The organism is Exiguobacterium sibiricum 7-3, from assembly GCF_000620865.1.
In the GTDB taxonomy this organism is placed as follows: domain Bacteria; phylum Bacillota; class Bacilli; order Exiguobacteriales; family Exiguobacteriaceae; genus Exiguobacterium_A; species Exiguobacterium_A sibiricum_A.
On sequence record NZ_KK211190.1, the window covers coordinates 767,330 to 790,504 of the forward strand.

The 23,175-nt window shown below is 46.7% G+C and carries 20 protein-coding genes, 1 riboswitch and 1 other annotated feature; of the genes, 15 read left to right on the top strand and 5 right to left on the bottom strand.

Annotated elements, in window-relative coordinates; genetic code table 11:
• The first annotated feature begins 19 nt into the window (after positions 1–19).
• The 4 genes from P402_RS0104855 (at position 20) to P402_RS0104870 (ending at position 4,110) form a co-directional block, all read left to right on the top strand.
• Positions 20–1,369: a glucose-6-phosphate isomerase gene (locus tag P402_RS0104855; protein ID WP_026827673.1), complete on the top strand. Its 1,350-nt coding sequence runs from the start codon at positions 20–22 to the stop codon at positions 1,367–1,369.
• 131 nt (positions 1,370–1,500) lie between these two features.
• The gene (gene ytkD, locus P402_RS0104860) at positions 1,501–1,974 is read left to right on the top strand and encodes an RNA deprotection pyrophosphohydrolase (RefSeq protein WP_026827674.1); all 474 of its coding nucleotides are present in this window, start codon (positions 1,501–1,503) and stop codon (positions 1,972–1,974) included.
• Positions 1,946–2,689: an alpha/beta hydrolase family protein gene (locus P402_RS16245; RefSeq protein ID WP_051525121.1), complete on the top strand. Its 744-nt coding sequence runs from the start codon at positions 1,946–1,948 to the stop codon at positions 2,687–2,689. The genes ytkD and P402_RS16245 overlap by 29 nt, the downstream gene beginning before the upstream one ends.
• A gap of 167 nt (positions 2,690–2,856) precedes the next feature.
• Entirely contained in the window at positions 2,857–4,110 is a 1,254-nt protein-coding gene (locus P402_RS0104870) for an EAL and HDOD domain-containing protein (RefSeq protein ID WP_026827675.1), read from the top strand.
• Positions 4,111–4,166: 56 nt separating this feature from the next.
• Here the strand turns inward: P402_RS0104870 and pckA are convergent, their stop codons facing one another.
• A complete protein-coding gene (gene pckA / locus P402_RS0104875; protein WP_026827676.1) occupies positions 4,167–5,735 on the bottom strand; it encodes a phosphoenolpyruvate carboxykinase (ATP) in 1,569 nt (522 codons plus the stop codon).
• 232 nt (positions 5,736–5,967) lie between these two features.
• Positions 5,968–6,094, top strand: a riboswitch (SAM riboswitch).
• 127 nt (positions 6,095–6,221) lie between these two features.
• Between pckA and metK the strand changes: the two genes are divergently transcribed.
• From metK to P402_RS0104890, 3 genes are all read left to right on the top strand, one after another.
• On the top strand, positions 6,222–7,430 hold the full coding sequence (gene metK / locus P402_RS0104880) for a methionine adenosyltransferase (protein WP_026827677.1): 1,209 nt from the start codon (positions 6,222–6,224) through the stop codon (positions 7,428–7,430).
• A 145-nt stretch (positions 7,431–7,575) separates the two neighbouring features.
• Positions 7,576–8,064 carry a GNAT family N-acetyltransferase gene (locus tag P402_RS0104885; protein ID WP_026827678.1) on the top strand — a complete coding sequence of 163 codons (489 nt, stop codon included), beginning with the start codon at positions 7,576–7,578 and terminating at the stop codon, positions 8,062–8,064.
• A gap of 84 nt (positions 8,065–8,148) precedes the next feature.
• Positions 8,149–8,853: a serine aminopeptidase domain-containing protein gene (locus P402_RS0104890; RefSeq protein ID WP_026827679.1), complete on the top strand. Its 705-nt coding sequence runs from the start codon at positions 8,149–8,151 to the stop codon at positions 8,851–8,853.
• A gap of 50 nt (positions 8,854–8,903) precedes the next feature.
• Here the strand turns inward: P402_RS0104890 and P402_RS0104895 are convergent, their stop codons facing one another.
• Positions 8,904–9,497, bottom strand: coding sequence for a class I SAM-dependent methyltransferase (locus P402_RS0104895; protein WP_026827680.1), 594 nt, complete (start codon positions 9,495–9,497; stop codon positions 8,904–8,906).
• A 178-nt stretch (positions 9,498–9,675) separates the two neighbouring features.
• Between P402_RS0104895 and P402_RS0104900 the strand changes: the two genes are divergently transcribed.
• The 5 genes from P402_RS0104900 to P402_RS0104920 all read left to right on the top strand — a co-directional run bounded on the left by P402_RS0104900 (position 9,676) and on the right by P402_RS0104920 (position 16,589).
• Positions 9,676–10,857, top strand: coding sequence for an MDR family MFS transporter (locus tag P402_RS0104900; RefSeq protein WP_026827681.1), 1,182 nt, complete (start codon positions 9,676–9,678; stop codon positions 10,855–10,857).
• 167 nt (positions 10,858–11,024) lie between these two features.
• Positions 11,025–12,056 carry a peptidoglycan bridge formation glycyltransferase FemA/FemB family protein gene (locus P402_RS0104905; protein ID WP_026827682.1) on the top strand — a complete coding sequence of 344 codons (1,032 nt, stop codon included), beginning with the start codon at positions 11,025–11,027 and terminating at the stop codon, positions 12,054–12,056.
• A 62-nt stretch (positions 12,057–12,118) separates the two neighbouring features.
• Positions 12,119–12,763 carry an HAD family hydrolase gene (locus P402_RS0104910; protein ID WP_026827683.1) on the top strand — a complete coding sequence of 215 codons (645 nt, stop codon included), beginning with the start codon at positions 12,119–12,121 and terminating at the stop codon, positions 12,761–12,763.
• Positions 12,764–12,802: 39 nt separating this feature from the next.
• Positions 12,803–13,025, top strand: a binding site (T-box leader).
• A gap of 47 nt (positions 13,026–13,072) precedes the next feature.
• A complete protein-coding gene (leuS, locus tag P402_RS0104915; protein WP_026827684.1) occupies positions 13,073–15,478 on the top strand; it encodes a leucine--tRNA ligase in 2,406 nt (801 codons plus the stop codon).
• 130 nt (positions 15,479–15,608) lie between these two features.
• Complete coding sequence (locus P402_RS0104920; protein WP_026827685.1) at positions 15,609–16,589, top strand: hypothetical protein; 981 nt, start codon at positions 15,609–15,611, stop codon at positions 16,587–16,589.
• A gap of 32 nt (positions 16,590–16,621) precedes the next feature.
• Here P402_RS0104920 and P402_RS0104925 read toward each other — a convergent pair whose 3' ends face one another.
• Complete coding sequence (locus P402_RS0104925) at positions 16,622–17,881, bottom strand: NAD(P)/FAD-dependent oxidoreductase (protein ID WP_026827686.1); 1,260 nt, start codon at positions 17,879–17,881, stop codon at positions 16,622–16,624.
• Positions 17,882–18,064: 183 nt separating this feature from the next.
• Between P402_RS0104925 and P402_RS16250 the strand changes: the two genes are divergently transcribed.
• Together P402_RS16250 and P402_RS0104935 are read left to right on the top strand one after the other, a co-directional pair.
• Positions 18,065–19,729, top strand: a complete 1,665-nt coding sequence (locus P402_RS16250) for a putative polysaccharide biosynthesis protein (RefSeq protein ID WP_034769734.1) — start codon at positions 18,065–18,067, stop codon at positions 19,727–19,729.
• Positions 19,716–20,435 carry a pseudouridine synthase gene (locus tag P402_RS0104935; RefSeq protein WP_026829610.1) on the top strand — a complete coding sequence of 240 codons (720 nt, stop codon included), beginning with the start codon at positions 19,716–19,718 and terminating at the stop codon, positions 20,433–20,435. Before P402_RS16250 ends, P402_RS0104935 begins: the two co-directional genes overlap by 14 nt.
• A 41-nt stretch (positions 20,436–20,476) precedes the next feature.
• On the opposite strand, the gene P402_RS0104940 is transcribed toward P402_RS0104935, so the two are convergent.
• Together P402_RS0104940 and P402_RS0104945 are read right to left on the bottom strand one after the other, a co-directional pair.
• The gene (locus P402_RS0104940; RefSeq protein WP_026827687.1) at positions 20,477–21,109 is read right to left on the bottom strand and encodes an SDR family oxidoreductase; all 633 of its coding nucleotides are present in this window, start codon (positions 21,107–21,109) and stop codon (positions 20,477–20,479) included.
• Between the two features lie 110 nt (positions 21,110–21,219).
• Positions 21,220–21,438: a DeoR family transcriptional regulator gene (locus P402_RS0104945; RefSeq protein ID WP_012371138.1), complete on the bottom strand. Its 219-nt coding sequence runs from the start codon at positions 21,436–21,438 to the stop codon at positions 21,220–21,222.
• A 306-nt stretch (positions 21,439–21,744) separates the two neighbouring features.
• Here P402_RS0104945 and pepV point away from each other — a divergent pair, with 306 nt between their 5' ends.
• On the top strand, positions 21,745–23,142 hold the full coding sequence (pepV, locus tag P402_RS0104950) for a dipeptidase PepV (protein ID WP_026827688.1): 1,398 nt from the start codon (positions 21,745–21,747) through the stop codon (positions 23,140–23,142).
• Positions 23,143–23,175: the final 33 nt, after the last annotated feature.

Below are 23,175 nucleotides of genomic sequence, written 5' to 3' on the forward strand. Positions count from 1 at the left end.
GAATAAGGAGGACGAGTGAATGACAACGGTACGTTTTGATTATTCGAAGGCCCTACAATTCGTAGGACAACATGAAGTAGACTATATGGCGGATACGGTAAAAACATTACACGGAGCAATCCACAACGGTACAGGTGCCGGCAGTGATTTCTTAGGATGGGTCGATTTACCGACGAACTATGACAAAGCGGAATTTGAAAAAATTCAAGCGGCGGCTGAAAAAATCAAGTCGGATTCAGACGTCTTGTTAGTCGTCGGAATCGGCGGATCGTATCTCGGGGCACGTGCTGCAATCGAGATGCTCGGTCATTCGTTCCACAACCTATTGTCAAAAGACGAGCGGAAAGCTCCGCAAATCATTTATGCCGGACATAACATTTCTTCGACGTACTTACACGATTTGTTCCAAGTACTTGAAGGAAAAGATGTTTCGGTCAATATCATCTCGAAATCAGGAACAACGACAGAACCGGCAATCTCGTTCCGTCTCTTGAAAACATTCATGGAAGACAAGTACGGTAAAACAGGTGCGAAAGACCGGATTTATGCGACGACAGATAAAGCACGTGGTGCCCTGAAGACACTTGCTGACTCAGAAGGATACCAAACGTTTGTGATTCCGGATGACGTTGGGGGTCGTTTCTCTGTCTTGACACCGGTTGGTTTATTGCCGATTGCGGCAGCTGGTATTTCGATTGAAGACTTGATGGCAGGTGCGCGTGATGCACAAGTTCAGTTCTCAAATGAGAACTTGGCGGAAAATGAAGCGTACCAGTACGCGGTCGTCCGAAACGCATTATATGCTAAAGGAAAAACAATCGAGTTGCTCGTTAACTATGAACCCGCTTTACATTATGTGTCCGAGTGGTGGAAACAGTTGTACGGAGAGTCAGAAGGAAAAGACTTCAAAGGCATCTTCCCGGCAGCAGTCGACTTCTCGACGGATCTTCACTCAATGGGACAATACGTCCAAGAGGGACGCCGTGACTTGTTTGAAACGGTCATCAAAGTCGGACAAGCGCGTCATGCCTTGACGATTGAAAAAGATGCACAGGATCTAGACGGTTTAAACTTCCTTGAAGGCAAGTCGATTCAATTCGTCAATGACAAGGCAGCAGAAGGAACGTTGCTTGCTCACACAGATGGACAAGTTCCGAACTTGACAGTTGAATTGCCGGAGATGACACCGTATCATCTTGGATTCTTGTTCTACTTCTTTGAAAAAGCATGTGCGATGAGTGGATACCTGCTTGGTGTGAATCCATTCGATCAGCCAGGTGTTGAAGCGTACAAGAAAAACATGTTTGCCTTACTTGGTAAACCTGGATTTGAAGCAGAAAAAGCGGAGCTTGAAGCTCGCTTGAAATAAGAAGCCAGACATCTCTCGATTCAGAGGGATGTCTTTTTTTGTCATTTTGGCAAATTCCCACGCACTTTCACTTTTAGAATGCTTTCGAAACAGGTAAAGTGAAGAGAGAAGAAGAAATGAGGTGCACGCACGTGATTACGTTTTTAGATTATTATCAAAATCGGGTTGAACTGAGTTTTGAGGACCATCCGTTTTCAGTCCATCCGCTTCATGTCTGGGTCATAGCCGTGTACGAAGGGAAATGGTTACTGACGCATCATAAGCAACGGGGATACGAGTTTCCGGGAGGAAAGGTCGAGCCAGGGGAAACGGCAGAGGAAGCGGCATACCGGGAAGTCATGGAAGAGACAGGAGGGCGCATTGAACGCCTCCAGTACATCGGACAGTACCGGGTCGAGGGGCGGGGGGATACGATCATCAAGAATATCTACTTCGCCGAAATCAAATCCTTGGTCCCGCATCTTGCTGTCGATGAGACGGATGGTGCCTATTTACTAGACGATATCCCGAAACGTTTAGATACGAACCGCCAATACAGCTTCATGATGAAGGACCGTGTCCTTCCGGAGACTCTTCGTGTACTCGCCGAACGCCGACTGGTTTGAGCTCCCTCGCCAGGGACCATTCCGTACCTTTCGGGTCTTTTATGAAACGTCCGACGGAGAACAGGTCGGGGCGTACATCATCTTACCGGTTCGTGCGAACGGACAAGGTCTCTTATATTTACGTGGTGGGACACGTAATATCGGTATGGTTCGGCCGACCCGCTTAATGCAGTTCGCGCAAGCCGGTTATTTGGTCATGGCTCCTTTTTACCGCGGTAACTTAGGTGGAACCGGTAAAGAAGATTTTGGACATCAAGACATCCTGGACGCCATCAGTGCGTTTGATTGGCTTGATCAATATGTCGAGCGGACGTCGGTCTTTGGCTTTTCCCGCGGAGGTCAGATGGCGCTTTTACTGGCGCATCATCGTGAAGTTGCCCGGACGGTGTCGTGGGCCGGCGTAACGAATCTGATTTGGACGTATGAAGAACAACGGACGATGCAAAAAATGCTCAGACGGTTCACGGGTGGAGTACCGGAACAACGGCTAGAGGAATACCGCATCCGGTCGCCGCTTTATTTTCCACCTCAAGGAGACGTGTTGTTGATTCATGGATTGTATGATCAAAACGTTCGATTGCGTCATGCGACGAACTATGCAGCCCGCTATCCGGAAAAGACCCGCTTGTTGGTGTATCAGTATGCGCATCAATTTCCAATCCATCAAAAAATGCTCGTGACGAAACAAGTCATTGATTGGATGTTATCCAAGTGAAAAACATGTGTGAAAACATCTCAATGCCTCGCATTGAGATGTTTTTTCTCCAAATGATGGGAACATTGATATGTTTTAAAAAAGAGATTTTTTAAGGGAAAACGATATTTGATATACTAGAACATATAAAATAAGCCAGATTAACGGATTTAGAAGGGATATATGAGATGGAAATCTTACTTGCGCGACAACCGATTGTAGACCGGTTTGGTTCGATTGACGCTTTTGAACTCCTCTATCGTTCCGTTGAAGCACCTGAAGTCTTTGATGGTGACTTAGCGACGATGGATGTATTGACGAATACACTGATTCATCTGGGAGTAGATCGTGTAGCAGAAGGAAAACGATTATTCATTAATTTCACGGGTGATTTGTTACAGTCTGAACTGATTGATCATTTGGATCCGACCCAATTCGTGATTGAAGTATTAGAGACGGTACAGATTGATGCTGACATGCTCCTGACGCTTCAGAAGTGGAAAGAAGCGGGCTTCGTATTGGCACTGGATGATTTCGTGACGGATTTGTTGCGTCATCATGGCGCTGAACTGTTTGATTTGATTGATTTAATTAAAATTGATATCGAAGCCATCAATCCACGCGAACAAAGTGCAATCTTACATATCTTGAAGCGGAATTATCCGCATATGCGCTTTTTGGCAGAACGGGTCGAAACACATGAAGACCATACGAGAAGCCTTGAGATGGGATATGACTGGTTTCAGGGATACTTTTATGCCAAACCGATGTTGATGAAAGGAAAGGCGGTTCCTCCGCAAGTACCTGTGCTGTTGAAGATGTTGAAATGGTTGGATACAGACGATCATTATGACGACGTCGTCGATGAAATCGAAAGAAATCCCTACATCAGCGTGCAAGTACTGCAATTGATCAATTCTCCGGGAATCGGTCTTCGAAACACAGTCAGTTCTGTCCGTCAGGCGATTTCCTTATTAGGCTTTTCGCAACTGAAAAGCTGGATTTCGTTAATCGTCTTGCGTGAAATGAAACTCGCAAGTCCATACAAATGGTCAGATGAATTATTACGTTCGTCGTTGCATTGTGCGAAACTATGCGAGTTGTTTGCTAGGGAAACGAAGACACTGAAAGCAGAAAGCGCCTATATGATTGGATTGCTGTCGCATATCGATGCGTTACTTTCCGTAGATATTGATGAAATCATTGATCAGCTTCCGATTGAACCGGCATTGAAAAACGTTTTGCAAGGCGAGGATCATCCGTTTCGAGATTGCCTGTTGCTCGCAATCAGCGCAGACCGAGGAGAATTTGAACGATTCGAGATGCTGAGTAACCGATTCGGGATTGCGAAGCGCCGCGCCTACGAGTTACTGAAGGAAAGCCAAGTTTGGCTCTCTCAAAAGGAACTTCATTTACAGGACAAGACAGATTCAATCGTCTAACACAAAAGGTTGAGCATCCGTTAAGGAGCTCAACCTTTTTAGTGTTATTGATATTTTTAAACGCGAGGACCAGCTGCTTTGATGGCATCGGTCGCACTTTCGAAACGTGCGAAGTTCTGCGTGAACTTTTGAGCGAGTGCAGTCGCTTGTTGTTCGTAAACGGATGGATCCGCCCAGACCTTGACCGGATTGAGTAAATCGGTCGGAACACCAGGGACTTCAATCGGCATATGCAGACCGAAAATCGGATGTTCTTCTGTCGGGATATCTGTGAGCAGACCGTTGACGGCCGCATTGACCATCGTCCGTGTATACGCGAGTTTCATCCGGCTGCCGGTACCGTAAGCTCCACCGGTCCAACCTGTATTGACGAGATAGACTGTGACGCCGTGGCGATCAATCAGTTCTCCGAGCATCGTCGCATATTTTTCTGGAATCAACGGTAGGAACGGTGAACCGAAACACGTCGAGAACGTTGCTTCCGGTTCTGTGACGCCGCGCTCCGTTCCGGCAAGTTTTGATGTATAACCTGATAAGAAGTGATACATCGCTTGTTCTTTTGTCAGTTTACTGATCGGAGGCAACACACCGTAAGCATCCGCTGTCAGGAAAACAATTGTTTTCGGATGACCGGCACGAGACGGGATAGCGATGTTGTCGATGGCAGTAATCGGATAAGCCGCGCGTGTGTTTTCCGTTTTTGACGTATCATCATAATCCGGAATCCGGGTGTCGTCGAGGACAACATTTTCAAGAACGGTACCAAAACGGATCGCATCAAAGATTTGTGGTTCTTTTTCACGTGACAGGTTGACGGTCTTCGCATAACATCCGCCTTCGATATTGAAGACGCCGTCATGTGACCAGCCGTGTTCATCGTCGCCGATCAATTGACGGCTGTCATCTGCAGACAGGGTGGTCTTACCAGTCCCGGATAGCCCGAAGAACAACGCGACATCACCTTCATGTCCAACGTTAGCTGAACAGTGCATCGACAACACTTCTTGTTGTGGCAAGAGATAGTTCATGACAGAGAAAATTGATTTTTTGATTTCTCCGGCGTACTCGGTTCCACCAATCAAGACGATACGGTGTTCAAATGACATCGCGATGAATGTCTCAGAGTTTGTCCCGTCAACCGCAGGATCCGCCTTAAAGTGTGGTGCGTAAACGACCGTAAATGGTTCAAAGGCCGCAACCGTAGGATATTCGCGTAAGAATAGCTGTTTCGCAAACAGATTATGCCAAGCATATTCGGTTACGACGCGCACTGGAAGGGTGAAATGCGTATCGGCACCAGCAGCAGCTTCTGTGTAGTAGAGTTGATCTGCTTCGTTCATATAACGAAGAACTTTTTGTAACAGTTGCTCGAATTTGTCCGATTCCATCGGTTGATTGACATGACCCCAATCGATATGCATCTCACACGATTGATCACGGACGATGAACTTGTCTTTCGGTGAACGACCTGTAAATTTCCCCGTTTCTACAGACAAAGCACCATTTTCTGCAAGAACTCCTTCTTTGTTACGAATCGCATGTTCGACTAGTTCAGCAACGGACAGTTGTTTGAACACATGCTCCTTCTTGAGTAGTTCTTCGATATTCAGGACCGTCATCGGCATCCTGACCCCACCTTTCCCCTACGTTGGTTTTGGCTCTACTATTAGTATGACACATTTATTATATATGACATACTAATGATAGGGCAATCATTTTCATGCGCTGATTTCTATTTATCTGGAAACGCTTTCAGCATTAACAGTTTAACATCTCTTCTGATTTTTTTCGACTAGAAATTAAAACGTTGCTTGACAGAGTGGACACAAGTTTATATCATGTAATTCGTAACGGATACTCTTATTCTGAGCAGGTGGAGGGAACAAGGCCCGAAGAAACCCGGCAACCGTCTTATATTAATTTCATCATTAATGTAGGAAAAGGTGCTCTCCTGAAGCGAAGTAAACACTTCGAACGATAAGAGGGTAAAGGAAGAACGCACAACCTTTCCCTGACCATTTTTGGACATGGAAAGGTTTTTTTCATTTTACCGTCCCACTCAACTAGGGGAAATGAGTACACCGTCAAATTCTTTTTTGGGAGGGTCAAACATGACAAACCTTAATCGCCGACTATTTACGTCGGAATCAGTAACTGAAGGTCACCCGGATAAAATCTGTGACCAGATTTCGGATTCAATTTTGGATGCAATTCTTGCAGCCGATCCAAACGCACGTGTTGCGGCAGAAACTTCTGTCACGACAGGACTCGTATTAGTAGCAGGAGAAATCACGACATCAACTTACGTGGATATCCCGAAAGTCGTTCGTGAAACCATTCGTGAAATCGGCTACACACGCGCTAAATACGGTTTCGATGCAGACACTTGTGCTGTATTGACATCAATCGACGAGCAGTCAGCAGACATCGCTCTCGGTGTCGACCAGGCGCTTGAAGCACGCGAAGGAAACATGTCAGATGAAGAAATCGATGCGATTGGAGCAGGAGACCAAGGTCTGATGTTCGGTTACGCAACGAAAGAAACACCTGAACTCATGCCACTTCCGATTTCACTTTCACACAAACTTGCTCGTCGTCTTGCAGAAGTCCGCAAGACAGGACAACTCGATTACCTCCGTCCGGATGGTAAAACGCAAGTCACGGTTGAATACAACGAGAACAATGAACCTGTTCGCGTCGATACAATCGTCATCTCAACGCAACATGCAGAAGAAGTGACGCTTGAGCAAATCCAAGCGGATCTGAAAGAACATGTCATCGCTCCGGTCATTCCGACGGAGTACATCGATGCAGACACGAAATTCTTCATCAACCCAACTGGCCGTTTCGTCATCGGTGGACCACAAGGCGATGCAGGATTAACAGGTCGTAAAATCATCGTTGATACGTATGGCGGTTACGCACGCCACGGCGGTGGAGCTTTCTCTGGTAAAGATCCAACGAAAGTCGACCGTTCAGCTGCTTATGCAGCACGTTATGTCGCGAAAAACTTGGTTGCCTCTGGTCTTGCAGACAAAGCAGAAGTTCAACTTGCTTACGCAATCGGAGTAGCACATCCGGTCTCAATCGCAGTCGATACGTTCGGAACAGGAAAACTTCCTGAAGCGCAACTCGTCGAATTGATCGCAGAAAACTTTGATCTCCGTCCTGCAGGGATCATCAAGATGCTTGATCTCCGCCGTCCGATTTATCGTCAGACAGCAGCTTATGGCCACTTCGGTCGTACAGACATCGAATTGCCATGGGAGCAGACAGATAAAGCTGCTACTCTTGAAGAGCAGGCAAAACGTTTCGTATAATCCATTGTTCAGAAACATCCTGTTAAAGGGTGTTTCTGAACTTTTTTTGTTTCTCCCGAACTTTGCAGGGATACGACTGAAATTTCTAGAAAAGGGTAAAAGAACATGAGTCTGTAATCTGTAAAAGGAAAAGGGGGATTTCGGTATGGAGATACGCGAAGCAGTTCCGGCTGATGCAGCACGCATTCATGATATTGCGCTCACGTCTTGGATGGACACATATGAGGAAATCTATTCGGAGCGTTCGAAAGCCCATTTCGTTCAGGAAGCGTATCCGCAGGAAGAAGTGGTTCGGGCAATTCGAACAGCGGAAGAAGCACGTGGGGAATACTTCAACGTCGGACTGATTGACGGGGAAATTGTCGGTTTCATTCACGCCATCGATGTGGATGGAACGTGGGAAATCGTCCGTTTGTATGTCTTGCCGAAATACCAACAAAACGGAATCGGACGCCGGCTGATCCGCGAACTGGAATTGCAAGGGGCATCTCCAATTGAAGTCTATGTCGAATCCCGGAACTATAAAGCCCGTCACTTTTTGACTGCATACGGATTCAAGGAAATCAGCGAGACGACAGAAGAAGTCTTCGGTCAGGTGGAACCTGTGACGCGATTGCAACGTATATACGAATAAGGGAAAAGAAATCCGACTTGAGGCGGTTTTGCTGAAGTCGGATTTGTTTCATACTAGATGGATATCTGATGAAGAGGTGAGCGTGTGGTAGAACAACCAACCGGAGTGATCGTCCTTGTGTACCCACTCCAATTACGTGCCAGACCAAGTGAAGCACTGATTCGCGTTTTAGAGCGCGAATATGAAATCCTTCTGGTCGATGCACCCCGCCGTGTGTCGTTTGAAGAACACCAACAGTTGTTAAAAGAAGCATTACGCGAAGCCGGGAAGCGGAAGCTCCCGATTCATATCATTGCCTGCAGCATGGGAGCACTTGTCGTCAATCGACTGCTGCAAGAATATGAATTACCGGTGGCGAGCCTGACGTTCATCTCGCCGTTGTTTGATTGGCATAACTCTAAACAATTGGGGGGCGTCAAGCAAGTCTTTGCGAGCGCCTTCGACCGGTTCCGTCCCGATGCTCCGCTTGGAACGTTACCGTTCGGACAAAACAATGAGGATGCTGCTCGTCTCGGTGAGTTGACATATGCGCAGTATCGCGAGATTGAAGAAGAAATCGTCATCCATGATGAAGAAAGAAAGAAATTACCGCGAGTCCAACTCGCTTGTTTTTATGCACCGGACGATCAATTCGCTGACGTCAAATTGACGCTTGAAGTGTGTCGAAAGATGGGCGGAGACCAGATTTATCTGCAACGCCTGCATGGATTTCCCCACTTCAGTTTTGAACGTTTGAATACACGATTTGCTGAAAAGTTATTGTTGTTCCTAAAAATTGTGGAAGATTAACAACGCTAAATTAAAGAGGAAGCCGGATGTCAGAATCCGGCTTCCTCTTTTTATTGGTCAATAACTTGTTTTTTTAATTTTTTTTCAATTGCCACGATGAACGGCGGGTTATTTTGCTGATTCAAGAAACGGTACTGCAGGACGGCATAATCCTGTTGAGGAAGTGATGAAACGTGTTCCAACACCGCATCGCGTTCGCGGCGTCCTTCCAAGTGACCATGGTAAATCACAAGGACAATCAGACCGCCGGGAACAAGGACCGGAAGAAGGGCCCGGAGTGCCTCAAGCGTCTCTTCTCCGGTCGTCGTGACCGATTTATCGCTTCCCGGTAAGTAACCAAGATTAAACACTCCGGCACGAATCGGACGTTGTTCAGCAAACAACCGAGCTCCGACGTGAATATGACTTTCGTGATACAAATCGACCCAGTCAAAGACGTGAGCCGCCTGCAGTCGGCGGGTCGTTTCCTCAATTGCTTGCTCCTGGACATCAAAAGCGATGACCCGTCCGCTCGGTCCGACCTGCTCTGCAAGAAAATGCGTATCATAACCGTTCCCTGCAGTCATATCGACGACGCAATCCCCTTCATGGATGACGGATTCCAACAATTCTTTTGCGTAAGGTAATACACGTGCAAGTGACATGGCAAAAACTCCTCTTTCTGATTGATATGCTCTATTTTTTTCTAAGTACCCGTAAAATCGACCCTTTAGTCAATTGTATCATTTTTCCGATTGTTCGTTTAAATTGAAGTTCCTTGACAGAGGGCAGAATAATTTCGTAAAGTGGCAAGGTTGGAAACTATATTGGAGGATACTTACCATGCCGAAATTACCTCGCGCGGTCTGGATTCTGGTATTGGCGATGGCGATCAATACGACAGGATCCTCTTTTTTATGGCCGTTTAATACATTATACATTCATGAATATCTGGGAGAGTCGATGACAAAGGCCGGAATGGCTTTATTCGTCAACTCGGCTCTTGCCATCATCGGTAACTACATCGGTGGAAAAGCATTTGATCGGTTAGGCGGCAAACGGACACTTGTCATCAGTGTCATTGGGCTGGTCCTTGCCTCGATTGGTCTCTGGTTGTTCCATCAGACCTTCACCGGGTATGTTCTGATGTTAGGATTGATCGGGTTTGTCGGTGGAATGGTGTTTCCGACCATCTATGCCTTGACCGGCGTCATTTGGCCGGAAGGCGGGAGACGGGCATTTAACGCGATATATGTTGCCCAAAATGTCGGTGTTGCATTAGGGACCGCTATCAGTGGGCAAATCGCGGCAATCGATATCCAGTTCATCTTCATTGCCAATCTGATACTTTATTTGTTGTTTGCGATTGTACTGTTAGTAGGGTTGAACTGGATTCAGGTGCACCCGATCAAACGTCAATCGATGGCTGCAGGTGAGGAAGTGCGGGAACCGCTTTCGCGGAGCTCGGTCCGGACGATGTTGTATGTCTCGATCGGCTACGCACTGTTGTGGTTTGTGTATGTTCAATGGCAGGGAACGTTTGCCGTGCATACAAAATCGCTCGGAGTAACGATTTCTGAGTACTCGATTTTATGGACAATCAACGGTGCGTTGATTGTGTTTGCACAACCATTATTGACGCCGGTCTTACGTTGGTTTGGTGACGATTTGAAACGTCAATTGTTAACGGGGACCGGTATTTTTCTTTTGTCCTATGCCATCGTCCCATTTGCTGGTGGATTTAAGATGTTTTTAGTCGCCATGATCATCTTGACGATTGGTGAGATGTTCATTTGGCCGGCAGTTCCTGCGATGGCAGCGCGCCTGGCTCCGATTGGTAAAGAAGGTGAGTTTCAGGGATACGTCAATATCGCCGCTTCGGCAGGACGGATGATCAGTCCGACCGTCGGGGGTCTGATTTATGATTTATCCGGTATGAACGCTGTATTTCTTACGCTGATTGGACTTATTCTGATGGCAGGATTTACGTTCATTCGAGCGATTCCGAATAAGGCAATAAAATAAGTTAGAAAGACAGAGACGGTCGTTTGATGGCGCCATCTGTCTTTTTTTGTTGAAGCATAAAAAACATGTAAAATGGGTATTCAATTAAAAGGAAAAAAATAATTAATTAACCAAATTAAAGAAAAAATAAAGTGTGTTAGACGTGTCGTGTGCCGGAGGTGGAGAAGATGAGGCAATGTATTTTCATTGAAGACCGGTCGACTTGGACCACACTAGTCGAAAATAAGAGGCTTGATATTTTTTATAGCTATGAATACGTTCATTTGAACGCACGTGCTGAAGAAACTGCTGGATTGATTTATTTTCAGGGAACTTCTGGCGAAATGTTTTATCCATTCTTAAAGCGGCGAATTTTTGATACCGAGTATTTTGATATGATCACACCTTATGGTTATGGAGGTCCGGAAGTTGTTGGTGAATTGACGTTAGAAGAACTGGCAGATGCTAAGCGTTCTTTTCGGCAATGGGCAATGCGTCACAAAATTGTCTCGGAGTTGATTCGTTTTAATCCGTTGACGGAAAATCAAAAACGGATAGCGGATTGGACGACAACTGAATTCATCCGCCATACGACAAGCATCGATCTTCGTCCATCCATCGAGGAAATCATGCAAACATTCCACAAAAAAAACCGGAGTATGATTCGGAAGTCATTAGCGTCAGAGCTGACGGTTCGCCGAGGATCAAAAGAAGATTTGCCGACCTTCATCCGTCTCTATTACCAAACGATGGACCGAAAAGATGCCTCTTCCCATTATTATTTTACACCTGAGTACTTTGAACAACTGTTTCAACCGACACAGCTGTGTGAATCATTACTGTTGATTGCCGAGTGGAGAGGGGAAGCAGTCGGTAGTTATTTCGTACTGCTTGGACAAGAGTATGCACACGGACATTTAATTGGATGTCAACGGGATGAATACAAGCTGTTTCCGAATCAGCGCCTGGAGTATGAGGCGATTTTACATTCCAAGACGGCAGGTATGGTCGAACAGCATTTAGGCGGCGGATATCAGGAACGGGACAGTCTGTTTGAAAGCAAGTGCCGCTACACAGGATACCGGATGTTTGAATACCATCAAGGAAAAACGATTCTTCTCCCACATGTCTATGAACAATTGTGCCAAAGGTATGGAAGTGATAAAGAAGCGAACTATTTCCCGGAATACCGCTACCAAGAGACGGTTTTAGCTAGATGAACCAGCCTGATCGTCTGCGGATGATCAGGTTTTTTGGTAGGCTGATAAGAGGAGGGGAAGCAATGAAAAAAACAGGTCTGATTTTTGATATGGATGGTGTCATCCTCGACAGTGAGATTCAATATTTTAAAGTCCATCAACACATGTTCAAGATGTTATCCATCCCACTCGATCATACGCAGTATGCGACGTTCATGGGAAAAACAGGAGACGAGATGTGGGAAGAATTGATCGCGCAACACGATCTACCTCACTCGACGGAAGCATTACTGGCACTCGAACATGAATTATTCCAACAACATGCGAAACCGGAAGAATGTGGCTTAAAAGACGGAATCAAAGAACTGATGGAACTGGCACGGATAGAAGGATACCGGATCGCGATCGCTTCCTCAAGTTCACTCGAAAAAATTAAACGGGTCATTACGCATTATGGATTAACGGTCGATGCGTACACGAGTGGATTTGAAGTACCACGTTCGAAACCCGACCCGGCAGTTTTTCAGCTCGCGGCAAAGCGGATTGATCAAACACCTGACACCTGTATCGTCATCGAAGATGGAGCAAACGGGATGATTGGTGCGAAGAAAGCGGGAATGGAAGTCATCGCCTTGCTTGACGACCGGATGCCGGCACAAGTTTTGCAACATGCGGATCATGTGGTTTCGTCTCACGCCGAAATCGGAGAAATTTTACGCAACCGTTGACGGTAAGGGAAGGTTCAGCTTACACTTACAAATAGATAGTCCATTGCGACGAACTGAAGTAGTAAGGGAGTCATTCCGTTTTAGAGAGCTGGTGGTCGGTGTAAACCAGTCGGAATCGTCCGTGAACTCGTCAGGGAGCATGATTCGTGAAACCAAGTAGCGAACTCCGGTCCTTCACACCGTTATCTGTGAATCAAGTGGTCTGCTTCTGCAGACAACGTGGGTGGTACCGCGGGAGACAAACCGGTCTTTCGTCCCTATTCCTAGGGGCGGAGACCGGTTTTTTGTATATTCAGAGGAGGAATAGAGATGCCGTACAATCATCGTGAAATCGAACCAAAATGGCAAGCGCGCTGGGAACAGGACAATGCGTTCGTCACAACAGAAGATCCGGAAAAAGAAGGATTTTATGCGTTAGACATGTTTCCTTATCCATCGGGAGCAGGACTGCATGTCGGGCACCCGGAAGGATACACGGCAACCGATATCCTCGCCCGGATGAAACGGATGCAAGGTTACAACGTCCTTCATCCGATGGGATGGGATGCGTTTGGACTCCCGGCAGAACAGTATGCCCTCGATACAGGGAATGATCCGCGGGAATTCACAGCGCAAAACATCGAAACGTTTAAACGTCAGTTAAAAGACTTAGGGTTCTCTTACGATTGGGATCGTGAAATCAATACGACGGATCCGAAATATTACAAATGGACGCAGTGGATTTTCACGAAGTTATATGAACAAGGATTAGCATTTGTCGACGAAGTAGCCGTCAACTGGTGCCCGGCGCTTGGAACCGTGCTTGCGAACGAGGAAGTCATTGACGGACTGTCCGAGCGTGGCAATCATCCCGTCGTCCGTGTCCCGATGCGGCAGTGGGTCTTGAAAATTACGGAATACGCGGACCGTTTACTCGAAGATTTAGATGATCTTGACTGGCCGGAATCGGTGAAGGAGATGCAACGGAACTGGATCGGAAAATCGGAAGGTGCGGAAATTGACTTTACGATTGATGGTCATAAAAAACAAGTGACAGTCTTTACGACACGTCCGGATACAGTGTTCGGCGCCACCTACCTTGTCCTTGCACCGGAGCATCCATTCGTTGCGGACATCACGACAGCTGATCACGAAGAAGCCGTCAAAACCTACATCGCTTCTGTTCAGACGAAATCGGACTTGGAACGGACGGATCTTGCCAAAGAAAAAACAGGTGTCTTTACGGGAGCATTTGCCGTAAATCCGATTTCCGGCGAACGTCTTCCGATCTGGATTGCCGATTATGTGTTATCAACATACGGGACAGGCGCGATCATGGCCGTACCGGCACATGACGAGCGGGATCATGAATTTGCGAAACAGTTTGACCTTCCGATTATCGAAGTCGTAAAAGGCGGTAACGTCGACGAAGCGGCTTATACAGGAGAAGGCGAGCACGTGAATTCACAGATGCTCGACGGGCTTTCAAAACAAGAAGCGATTGAGACGATTATTGCAGAACTTGAAACAAATCAAGTCGGACGCAAAAAAATCACATTCCGGTTGCGTGACTGGTTATTCAGTCGTCAACGGTACTGGGGTGAGCCGATTCCGGTCGTCCACATGGAAGACGGAACGATGAAGACGCTGGATAAATCTGAACTTCCACTTGAATTGCCGATGATTCCGGAAATCAAGCCGTCCGGAACAGGTGAATCTCCACTCGCCCTTGCAGAAGACTGGCTTGATTATACGGATCCTGTCACGGGACTTAAAGGACGTCGTGAGACGAACACAATGCCACAATGGGGCGGCAGCTGCTGGTATTATCTTCGCTTCATTGATCCGCATAATGAAGAAGCGATTGCAGATCCGGAAAAATTGAAATACTGGCTCCCGGTTGATATTTATATCGGAGGAGCTGAGCATGCTGTTCTTCATTTACTGTATGCCCGTTTCTGGCACAAAGTCTTGTATGATGTCGGTGTCGTACCGACGAAAGAACCATTCCAAAAGTTATACAACCAAGGGATGATTCTCGGAGAAAACAATGAAAAAATGTCGAAATCACGCGGAAACGTCATCAACCCGGATGAAATCGTCAAGTCGCACGGTGCGGATACGCTTCGCTTGTACGAGATGTTCATGGGACCACTTGACGCCTCAGTGTCCTGGTCGGAGAATGGTCTTGACGGAGCCCGTCGTTTCCTTGACCGCGTCTGGCGTTTGTTCGAACGCACAGCGGACATTCAGGACGTGACGACAGTCGATGCCGACTTTGAACGTGTCTACCACCAGACTGTCAAGAAGGTAACGGAAGACTTCACGAATATTCAGTTCAACACCGGCATTTCGCAGTTGATGGTCTTCGTCAACGAAGCAAACAAACAACCGGTCTTACCGCGTCATTTCCTTCGCGGATTCATTCAGTTATTGACGCCTGTTGCTCCGCACTTAGGGGAAGAGTTATGGGAACAACTTGGCTTTGACGACACATTGACATATGCGGCATGGCCGACATTCGATGAAACGAAACTCGTCAGTGATACGATGGAATTCGTCATTCAAGTCAACGGCAAGGTCCGTTCGAAGCTTGTCATCAGCATCGACGCAACGAAAGAAGAAATTGAAGCCCTTGCGTTTGCAGATGAAAAAACACAAGAGTGGATTGGCGATAAAACGGTTCGAAAAGTCATCGTCGTTCCGAAAAAACTGATCAATATCGTAGCAAACTAAGGCAAAACCCCTCATCTGATTTAATCAGATGGAGGGGTTTTCGTTTATCTCCGTCGCAAGTCCGCTTTTTTTTTAGGGCGCCTTCTGCTAAACTGAATCAGAAACCGAGACAGAAAGGCGATTTGTGTAAATGAAACGAACTTATATAGTCTATACAACGATTTTTGCCGTCGTCTCCGGTCTGATCCTTTGTGTGTCCCTCGTCTTTTCAAGACCCGAGACCGTCGCACAAATCAAAGAGACGTTTGCAAAAATTGAGACACAATCGAAACACCAAGCAGCTGTTAAACAAGTACCACCGAAAACACCGTCCTCGATTCCGAATCCGGAAGAGCCGTTGATCAAGAATGTCCAACAGATGTTGTACGATGATTCGATTGGTTCTTATCTTGTCGTAACGGAAGACTATCACTTTTTTGAAATCAGCGGGACCGGAGAACGGATCAACGCTTCGTTCCAAATCGAAGATGAAGGCAAGTTGATGCTGTCGGGTGTTGACGGGATGACGCTCGTTGACGGTGAGACCGTCGCTTTATTGACATCCAATCAAATTCTCGTGACAGTTAAACGGGAAGAGGGTGTCTGGAAAGAAGACAAACGAGAACGGGTAGCAGGTACGACAATCCGCGACAGTTTCCACGGACTTGGTTATGACGCCAAGAAAAAACAATTTTACACGATCAATCACATTCGCTCGTTAGCGCGAAGTGAACTGACGTATTTTACGACGAAACAAGATGAAATCAAGATTGATAAAGATGCGACTGCGAAGGAAAAACGGGCCTTGAAGAAAAAACAAAAACCACCGTATTTGACGATCGTGGCACGAAAGCGGATCGACACGGCCAGTGGTATGCGCAGTGATGCGAAAAAAGCGTTCGCGGAAAACTTCCGTCCGATCGGTCTTGCCGAGCGGCAAGGGCGGATTTATACACTGGATTCGGAAACGTTATTCCTGTATTCGATTGACACGAATGATGTGACCATCACAGGGGAATCAGCGAGTCCAAAAGTGTACGGGGCAGAAGGTATATTTGTTCAGGACAATGAGTTGTTTGCACTCATCCAAACGGATAAATTCTCGAGTCGTTCGTTTACACCTATCGACTAAAAGGCTAGCTCCGTGTGGAACTAGCCTTTTTGTCATAATGCGGTCAGGGCAGCATTCGTTCCGGCACAATGTCCGGTCACGAAAGCGGCTGTGATATTGTAACCACCTGTATAGCCGTGAATGTCGAGGATTTCGCCGGCGAAAAAGAGACCGCCTGCTTTTTTCGACATCATCGTTTTAGGTTGAATTTCCTTAATCGAAACGCCGCCACCGGTGACAAATGCTTTATCAAAGTCGAGTGTTCCCACTGCTTGAAGCGGGAATCGTTTGAGCGTTGCTAACAATTGGGTGAAGTCTTGTTTTTTAATTTGCGTGCACACTTCATCACCAAAACCGATACGGGCAAATAACAGATCGAGTAATCGTTCCGGAACAAATCCTTTTAACGCATTACGGACTGTCTTTTTCGGATTAGCGGCAAGGGCGGCTTGGAACCGTTCCGTCAAGGCACCAATCGATTCGTCCGGGAATAAATCAATGGAGAGATGGACGACACGTTCGCCTGACCGTTTTCTTTCCTTAATCGTGTACTGACTGCACCGTAACGCAATCGGACCACTTAAACCAAAATGTGTGAACAAGAGGTCACCGGTATGCGTTTTAATCGGTTTGTCTTTTTTACCGTGGACCGTTAAGGCGACGTCACGTAACGAAAGACCTTGTAGTGTCTTTTCTTGGATAAACGTATCATTCAGTAAAATCGGAACTTCGGTCGGAAAGAGGTCCGTGATCGTATGGCCGGCTTTACGTGCCCAAGGATAACCGTCACCGGTTGAACCAGTGTGTGGAACCGATTGTCCACCAACCGCGACGACACAACTTTTGGCTTCAAGACGGGTTCCGTCAGCAAGCAAGACGGCTGCGAACGAACCGTCCGGGTGAAAGTCAAGGGTTGCAACTTCCGCATTGATTTGGATTTCGGCGCCGTGTTGACGAATTTGATCAATCAACACACGAACGACATCGGCGGCCTTATCGGAAACCGGGAACATCCGTCCATTGTCCTCTTCTTTTAATGCGACACCGAACCCTTCGAACAGTTCAATGATGGATTCGTTATTGAACTGTGAAAAGGCGCTGTAGAGAAAACGGCCATTTCCGGGAATCGATTGAACAAGCTCTTCCAGTGGTTTGCGGTTTGTGACATTACACCGACCGCCACCTGAAATCGCTAATTTTCGTCCGAGTTTACTTCCTTTATCGAGCAAAAGCGTCTTAGCGCCTGCTTGTAACGAGGCGAGTGTTGCCATTAAGCCGCTGGGGCCGCCTCCGATTACGATTACATCATACATGTGGTCACCTCATTTGTTGGATTCTGCTTGTTTCACTTTAGCAGAAGTTTGTACTGTAAACAAACCGTCTCTTTCTTTTATGGAAGCTGAGCGGTATAATGATTTGCAATTGTGCAAGAGAGAACTTGTATATTGAGACGTTTATCGAGTCAAGAAAAATAGAAAGTGCGAGGAAGGTTATCCATGTCGACTGTGAGCAAAAAGCAAGAAACTTCATCTAGTAATACCGGATTCGTTCGTGGAACGATGTTGTTGTCCGGTGCATCACTCATTTCCCGTGCCCTTGGTCTGATTTATCTATTTCCGTTTCAGTTCATGGTCGGAGCGACGGGAATCATGTTTTACACGTATGCGTATAATTATTATGCCATCATGATTGGTCTCGCAACAGCCGGTATCCCGGTAGCCGTTTCGAAGTTTGTCGCAAAGTATAATGCGATGGGGGAATACGACACAAGCGAACGGTTATACCGATCCGGATTAAAAATCATGTCCATCACCGGTGTAGTATCCTTTCTGGCCTTATTTTTACTGGCTCCTTATTTGGCTCACCGGGCAATACCCGGAGGAGACGTCGATTCGGCTTCTTATGTCGATGCCGTCACGATGACGATCCGTGGCGTCAGCTTTGCCTTGATTCTGATTCCGGCGATGAGTATGACGCGCGGTTATTTTCAAGGGTATCAATCAATGGGACCTACGGCGATTTCGCAAATTCTGGAACAAATCGTACGAATCATCTTTTTACTGGCCGGTGTCAGCATCGCGATTTATCTGTTTGATACGGATGCGGCCTGGGCCGCGACGATTGCGACGTTCAGTGCCTTCATCGGGGCAATCGGTAGTGTCGTCGTGCTCGTTTATTATTTCCGAAAACGCGCACCTGGTTTAAAAGCCTTACGCGATGGTCAAACGACGATATCGCCGGATCGTCCGTTAGCAGGGCTGTATAAGGAATTGTTGACGTATGCGATTCCGATTGTCATGGTCGGCTTGTCGACACCGCTTTATCAGGTCATTGATCAAAACACGATGAATGCTGCTTTACAAAGCATTGGTTACACGTTGGAAGCAGCCGGGAATGCAACAGCCTATCTGATTGCAGATAGTCACAAAATTGTCTTGATTCCGGTTTCGGTCGCGACAGGATTATCCTTATCTGCGACACCACTTTTGACGGCATCCTTTACACAAGGGGATATGCGGAAAGTCCGGAAACAGATTTCGCAAATCTATCAATTGGCCTTTTTCGTGACGATTCCAGCCGTCGTCGGAATGATTTTGCTCAGTGAAGAGACGTTCCATGTCTTGTTCCCGAGAGATCAGGCCGCATGGGTCTACTTGTTGAGCTATGCACCAAGTGCGCTTTTCCTTGCGCTGTATTCCGTCACGGCCGCGGTACTGCAAGGCATCAACCGCCAGTATTTCACGATTGTCGCGACATTGGCAGGCTTGCTGACGAAGTATCTGTTGAATGCTCCATTGATTCACTGGACAGGAGACGGGACGGGTGCCGGATATGCGACGATTCTTGGATACCTCGTCGCAACAGGATTGATGTTCTTCCGGATTACGCAAACGATTCAGTTCCCGTTCAGTACGGTCTTGCGCCGGACGTCACTGATCATGATCATTAGTGCCATCATGGGTGCGAGCGTCGCACTGGTGAAATGGGGATTATCGGTCGTACTACCCGCTACGACGGTCGGTTCGCTCGTCATTTTAATCGTCGGAGCAGGAATCGGTATCGTCGTCTTTGCAGGTCTTGCCATTTGGAGTGGATTAGCGGAAGCTGTATTAGGACGAAAATTTTCAATGAAACGAGGACGAGGAAATGCGTCTAGATAAATTACTCTCAAACATGGGAGCAGGATCCCGAAAAGAAGTAAAACAATTACTCAAGTCGGGTGCGATTCAAGTCGATGGCGAAATCGTTTACGACCCGAAACAGCACGTCGATACAGAAAATCAACAAGTGTTGTTATACGGCGAACCGGTCACGTATCAAAAATTCATTTATTTAATGATGAACAAACCACCGGGTGTGATCAGTGCAACAGAAGATAAGCGGGATCAAACCGTCATTGATCTGTTGTTTGAAGACGTAACATATTTCAAACCATTTCCGGTCGGACGACTCGACAAGGATACGGAAGGATTATTGCTGTTGACGAATGACGGATCATTTAATCATGCGTTGATGTCACCGAAAAAACACGTCGAAAAAGTGTATTATGCAGAAGTCATCGGTACGCTGACAGAAGAGGACGTGGAGGAAGTTGCAGAAGGGGTCACACTTGAAGACGGGTATAAAACAAAACCCGGTAAGCTGGTCATTCTGGAAGCGACGGATGAAACATCAACACTCGAGCTGACGATCACGGAAGGGAAGTTTCATCAGGTCAAACGGATGATGCTGGCTCTCGGAAAAGAAGTGACGTATTTGAAACGATTGTCGATTGGACAATTGCCGCTTGATCCGGCACTGGAAGCAGGCGAATACCGGGAACTCACACGTGGCGAATTGGCACTGTTTGATTTTAAACCGGAATAAGAACAAGGACGCTCTTCTTTTAGAAGGGCGTCCTTTGTTGATTATTGATTACGCAGCGCTTCCGCAATCGGGAATGGACCGCTTAATACTTCGAACTGACGTGTTTGAGTCGGATGATCGATCAATGTGACGAAAAGAGCCGCGATATCATCTCGCGAGACTTCGCGTCCTTCATACGAATCGAAGTGTTCTTGTGTCTCAATCGTACCGCTCGGCTCATCATAACTGAGTGGACCTGGTCGGACAATTGTATAATCCAGACCGCTGTCTTTTAGGTGACGGTCTGCCGCACCTTTAGATTCCAAATACACTTTCAATTCACCTTGCGGATGATCTGCGCCAACTGAGCTAAGCATCAAGAAACGCTCAATCCCACTTGCTTTAGCCGCATCGATGACTTTAATGGCGCCGTCTTGGTCGACGGCACGTGTTAATTCGTCGGAAGCACCGCCTGCACCAGCAGCAAAAATAACGACATCGGCATCTTTTACGACATCCGTGACATCTTTCGTTAGATCGCCGAGGCGTACTTCAGATGCTCCGAGTGCAATCAAGTCATTGATTTGATTTTCTTCGCGGACGACAGCGATGGCTTGATGCTGACCTTGTTTCCCGACCAGTTCAACCATTTTCCGCCCTGTTGTTCCGTTTGCTCCAATAATTAAAATATTCATTTCATCATCTCCTTCTCAAACTAGATATACCCTGCTTCAAAAAAAAATAACAAAAAAAAGACGCGAATGATTCGCGTCGTAACAGAAAATAGTCTGATGAAACATCTTAATCAGCCGGCTTGTCGTTGTTTTTTACTTGATGTCCAAGTACCGCGTCTTGGGCTTACAATGAGGTTGTTATATTCGAGCACATTCAAGTCACGCTGGACGGTCCTTGAAGTAATGCCGAACTCTTCAACCAAGTCTGCTGTCGTAGTAGCTCCGTTCTCATTGATATAGAGATAAATCGATTTAATCCGGGTCAACATACGGTCTGTAGAATCTTTCATTGGTATAACCACTCCCCCAATGGATAGAATAGTGTTCTAAAGCTTCGGGTGACAAAAGACGATGATTAATTAAGTTGTTTCGCCTTTAGTATAACTCTTTTAATATAGAATGCAAGTAATTTAACCGAACGTTTTCAAAAAAAACACAAACTTTCAATGCTTAATGGCGAATGAAACATGTTTTTTATCTTTAAATGTTCGTTAAAAACGTAATAACAAAAGATTTAGTATTTTGGATGTTCGTCATTGTCAAATTTTCGCTATACTTAAAGGTGAACGAATTAGCGGATAAGGGAGAGAAGTCAAATGGTCAATTGGAAAGAAGAAGTCATGGCACGACGCGAAGATCTTTTAGTTGATTTAAAAGAGTTATTACGCATACCGAGTATTCTGGATGAAACAACGATTCAGGAAGGAGCTCCATTCGGAACGGAAGTCAAACGTGCACTCGATTGGATGCTCGCACTCGGAGAACGAGATGGATTCATTACGAAAAACGTCGATGGATATGCCGGTCACCTTGAGTATGGTCAAGGGGATGAATTACTCGGCATTCTTTGCCACCTGGACGTCGTACCAGCGGGCGGGGATAACTGGACGTACGGACCATTTAACCCGACGATGGCTGATGGGAAATTGATTGCGCGGGGTGCAATCGATGATAAAGGACCGACGATGGCGGCGTATTATGCCTTGAAAATCGTCAAAGAATTAGGCCTTCCGCTTTCGAAACGGATTCGTCTGATTGCCGGTGGGGACGAAGAGAGTGAATGGCGGTGTGTGAATCATTACTTCAAGCATGAAGAAATGCCGACGCTTGGATTTGCACCGGACGCTGATTTTCCGATCATCAATGCAGAAAAGGGATTATACGACGGTTTGCTTACTCAAGGTAAACCGGTTAAAGCTGCAGATACAGGATATCAACTGATTCACTTTGAAGGTGGAGAACGTCCGAATATGGTACCGGGTCATGCGACAGCGACGGTTCATGTCGCCGAGCGGGGGACGATTGAAGAAGATTTCCATCGGTATCTGGAGAAGCAGGGTGTGACGGGTACAATCAAGGAGACGGCAGAAGGACTCGTCTTTGACGTCATTGGAGTTGCCGCTCATGCCATGGAACCGGACAATGGGAAAAATGCTGCCCTGCATTTGGCGCGTTTCTTGCATACGCTCCACTTGGATTACAACGGACGCCGTTATCTCGAGATGATCGTGCACATGTTCCGCGATTCACGCGGAGTTGCACTCGGAGTTGCCGCATCTGATGAAACAGGCGATTTGACGATCAACGGCGGAGTTTTCCGTTATAAAGAAGGGCAAGGGACAGCTTCGATCAATATCCGTTATCCCTACAGTGCCGATTTTACAGAACGACTACAATTGATTAAAGAAGCTGCGATCGCATACGGATTCGAGCTTCAGACACGCACACATATGCCGCCGCATCACGTCGATCCGAGCCACGAACTGATCCAGACGCTCAGTGCTGTATATGAACGGCAAACAAATCAAAAGGCGGATTTGATTGCCATTGGTGGCGGGACGTATGCCCGTTCGTTGACAGCAGGTGTCGCATTTGGACCTGTTTTCCCGGGCGGACCGGAAGTGGCGCACCAAGTGGATGAGTATGTTGATTTTGAAGAGCTGTTATTAGCCGTCGCCATCTATGCAGAAGCGATTTACGAATTGGCGAAATAAGCATCGGTTCATCTAAAAAATAATTTATAATGA

Coding starts and splice junctions, on each gene's coding strand:
- P402_RS0104855 (WP_026827673.1), top strand. CDS start 20: ATGACAACGGTACGTTTTGATTATTCGAAGGCCCTACAATTCGTAGGA.
- P402_RS0104870 (WP_026827675.1), top strand. CDS start 2,857: ATGGAAATCTTACTTGCGCGACAACCGATTGTAGACCGGTTTGGTTCG.
- pckA (WP_026827676.1), bottom strand. CDS start 5,735: ATGCCGATGACGGTCCTGAATATCGAAGAACTACTCAAGAAGGAGCAT.
- metK (WP_026827677.1), top strand. CDS start 6,222: ATGACAAACCTTAATCGCCGACTATTTACGTCGGAATCAGTAACTGAA.
- P402_RS0104885 (WP_026827678.1), top strand. CDS start 7,576: ATGGAGATACGCGAAGCAGTTCCGGCTGATGCAGCACGCATTCATGAT.
- P402_RS0104895 (WP_026827680.1), bottom strand. CDS start 9,497: ATGTCACTTGCACGTGTATTACCTTACGCAAAAGAATTGTTGGAATCC.
- P402_RS0104900 (WP_026827681.1), top strand. CDS start 9,676: ATGCCGAAATTACCTCGCGCGGTCTGGATTCTGGTATTGGCGATGGCG.
- P402_RS0104905 (WP_026827682.1), top strand. CDS start 11,025: ATGAGGCAATGTATTTTCATTGAAGACCGGTCGACTTGGACCACACTA.
- P402_RS0104910 (WP_026827683.1), top strand. CDS start 12,119: ATGAAAAAAACAGGTCTGATTTTTGATATGGATGGTGTCATCCTCGAC.
- leuS (WP_026827684.1), top strand. CDS start 13,073: ATGCCGTACAATCATCGTGAAATCGAACCAAAATGGCAAGCGCGCTGG.
- P402_RS0104920 (WP_026827685.1), top strand. CDS start 15,609: ATGAAACGAACTTATATAGTCTATACAACGATTTTTGCCGTCGTCTCC.
- P402_RS0104925 (WP_026827686.1), bottom strand. CDS start 17,881: ATGTATGATGTAATCGTAATCGGAGGCGGCCCCAGCGGCTTAATGGCA.
- P402_RS16250 (WP_034769734.1), top strand. CDS start 18,065: ATGTCGACTGTGAGCAAAAAGCAAGAAACTTCATCTAGTAATACCGGA.
- P402_RS0104935 (WP_026829610.1), top strand. CDS start 19,716: ATGCGTCTAGATAAATTACTCTCAAACATGGGAGCAGGATCCCGAAAA.
- P402_RS0104940 (WP_026827687.1), bottom strand. CDS start 21,109: ATGAATATTTTAATTATTGGAGCAAACGGAACAACAGGGCGGAAAATG.
- P402_RS0104945 (WP_012371138.1), bottom strand. CDS start 21,438: ATGAAAGATTCTACAGACCGTATGTTGACCCGGATTAAATCGATTTAT.
- pepV (WP_026827688.1), top strand. CDS start 21,745: ATGGTCAATTGGAAAGAAGAAGTCATGGCACGACGCGAAGATCTTTTA.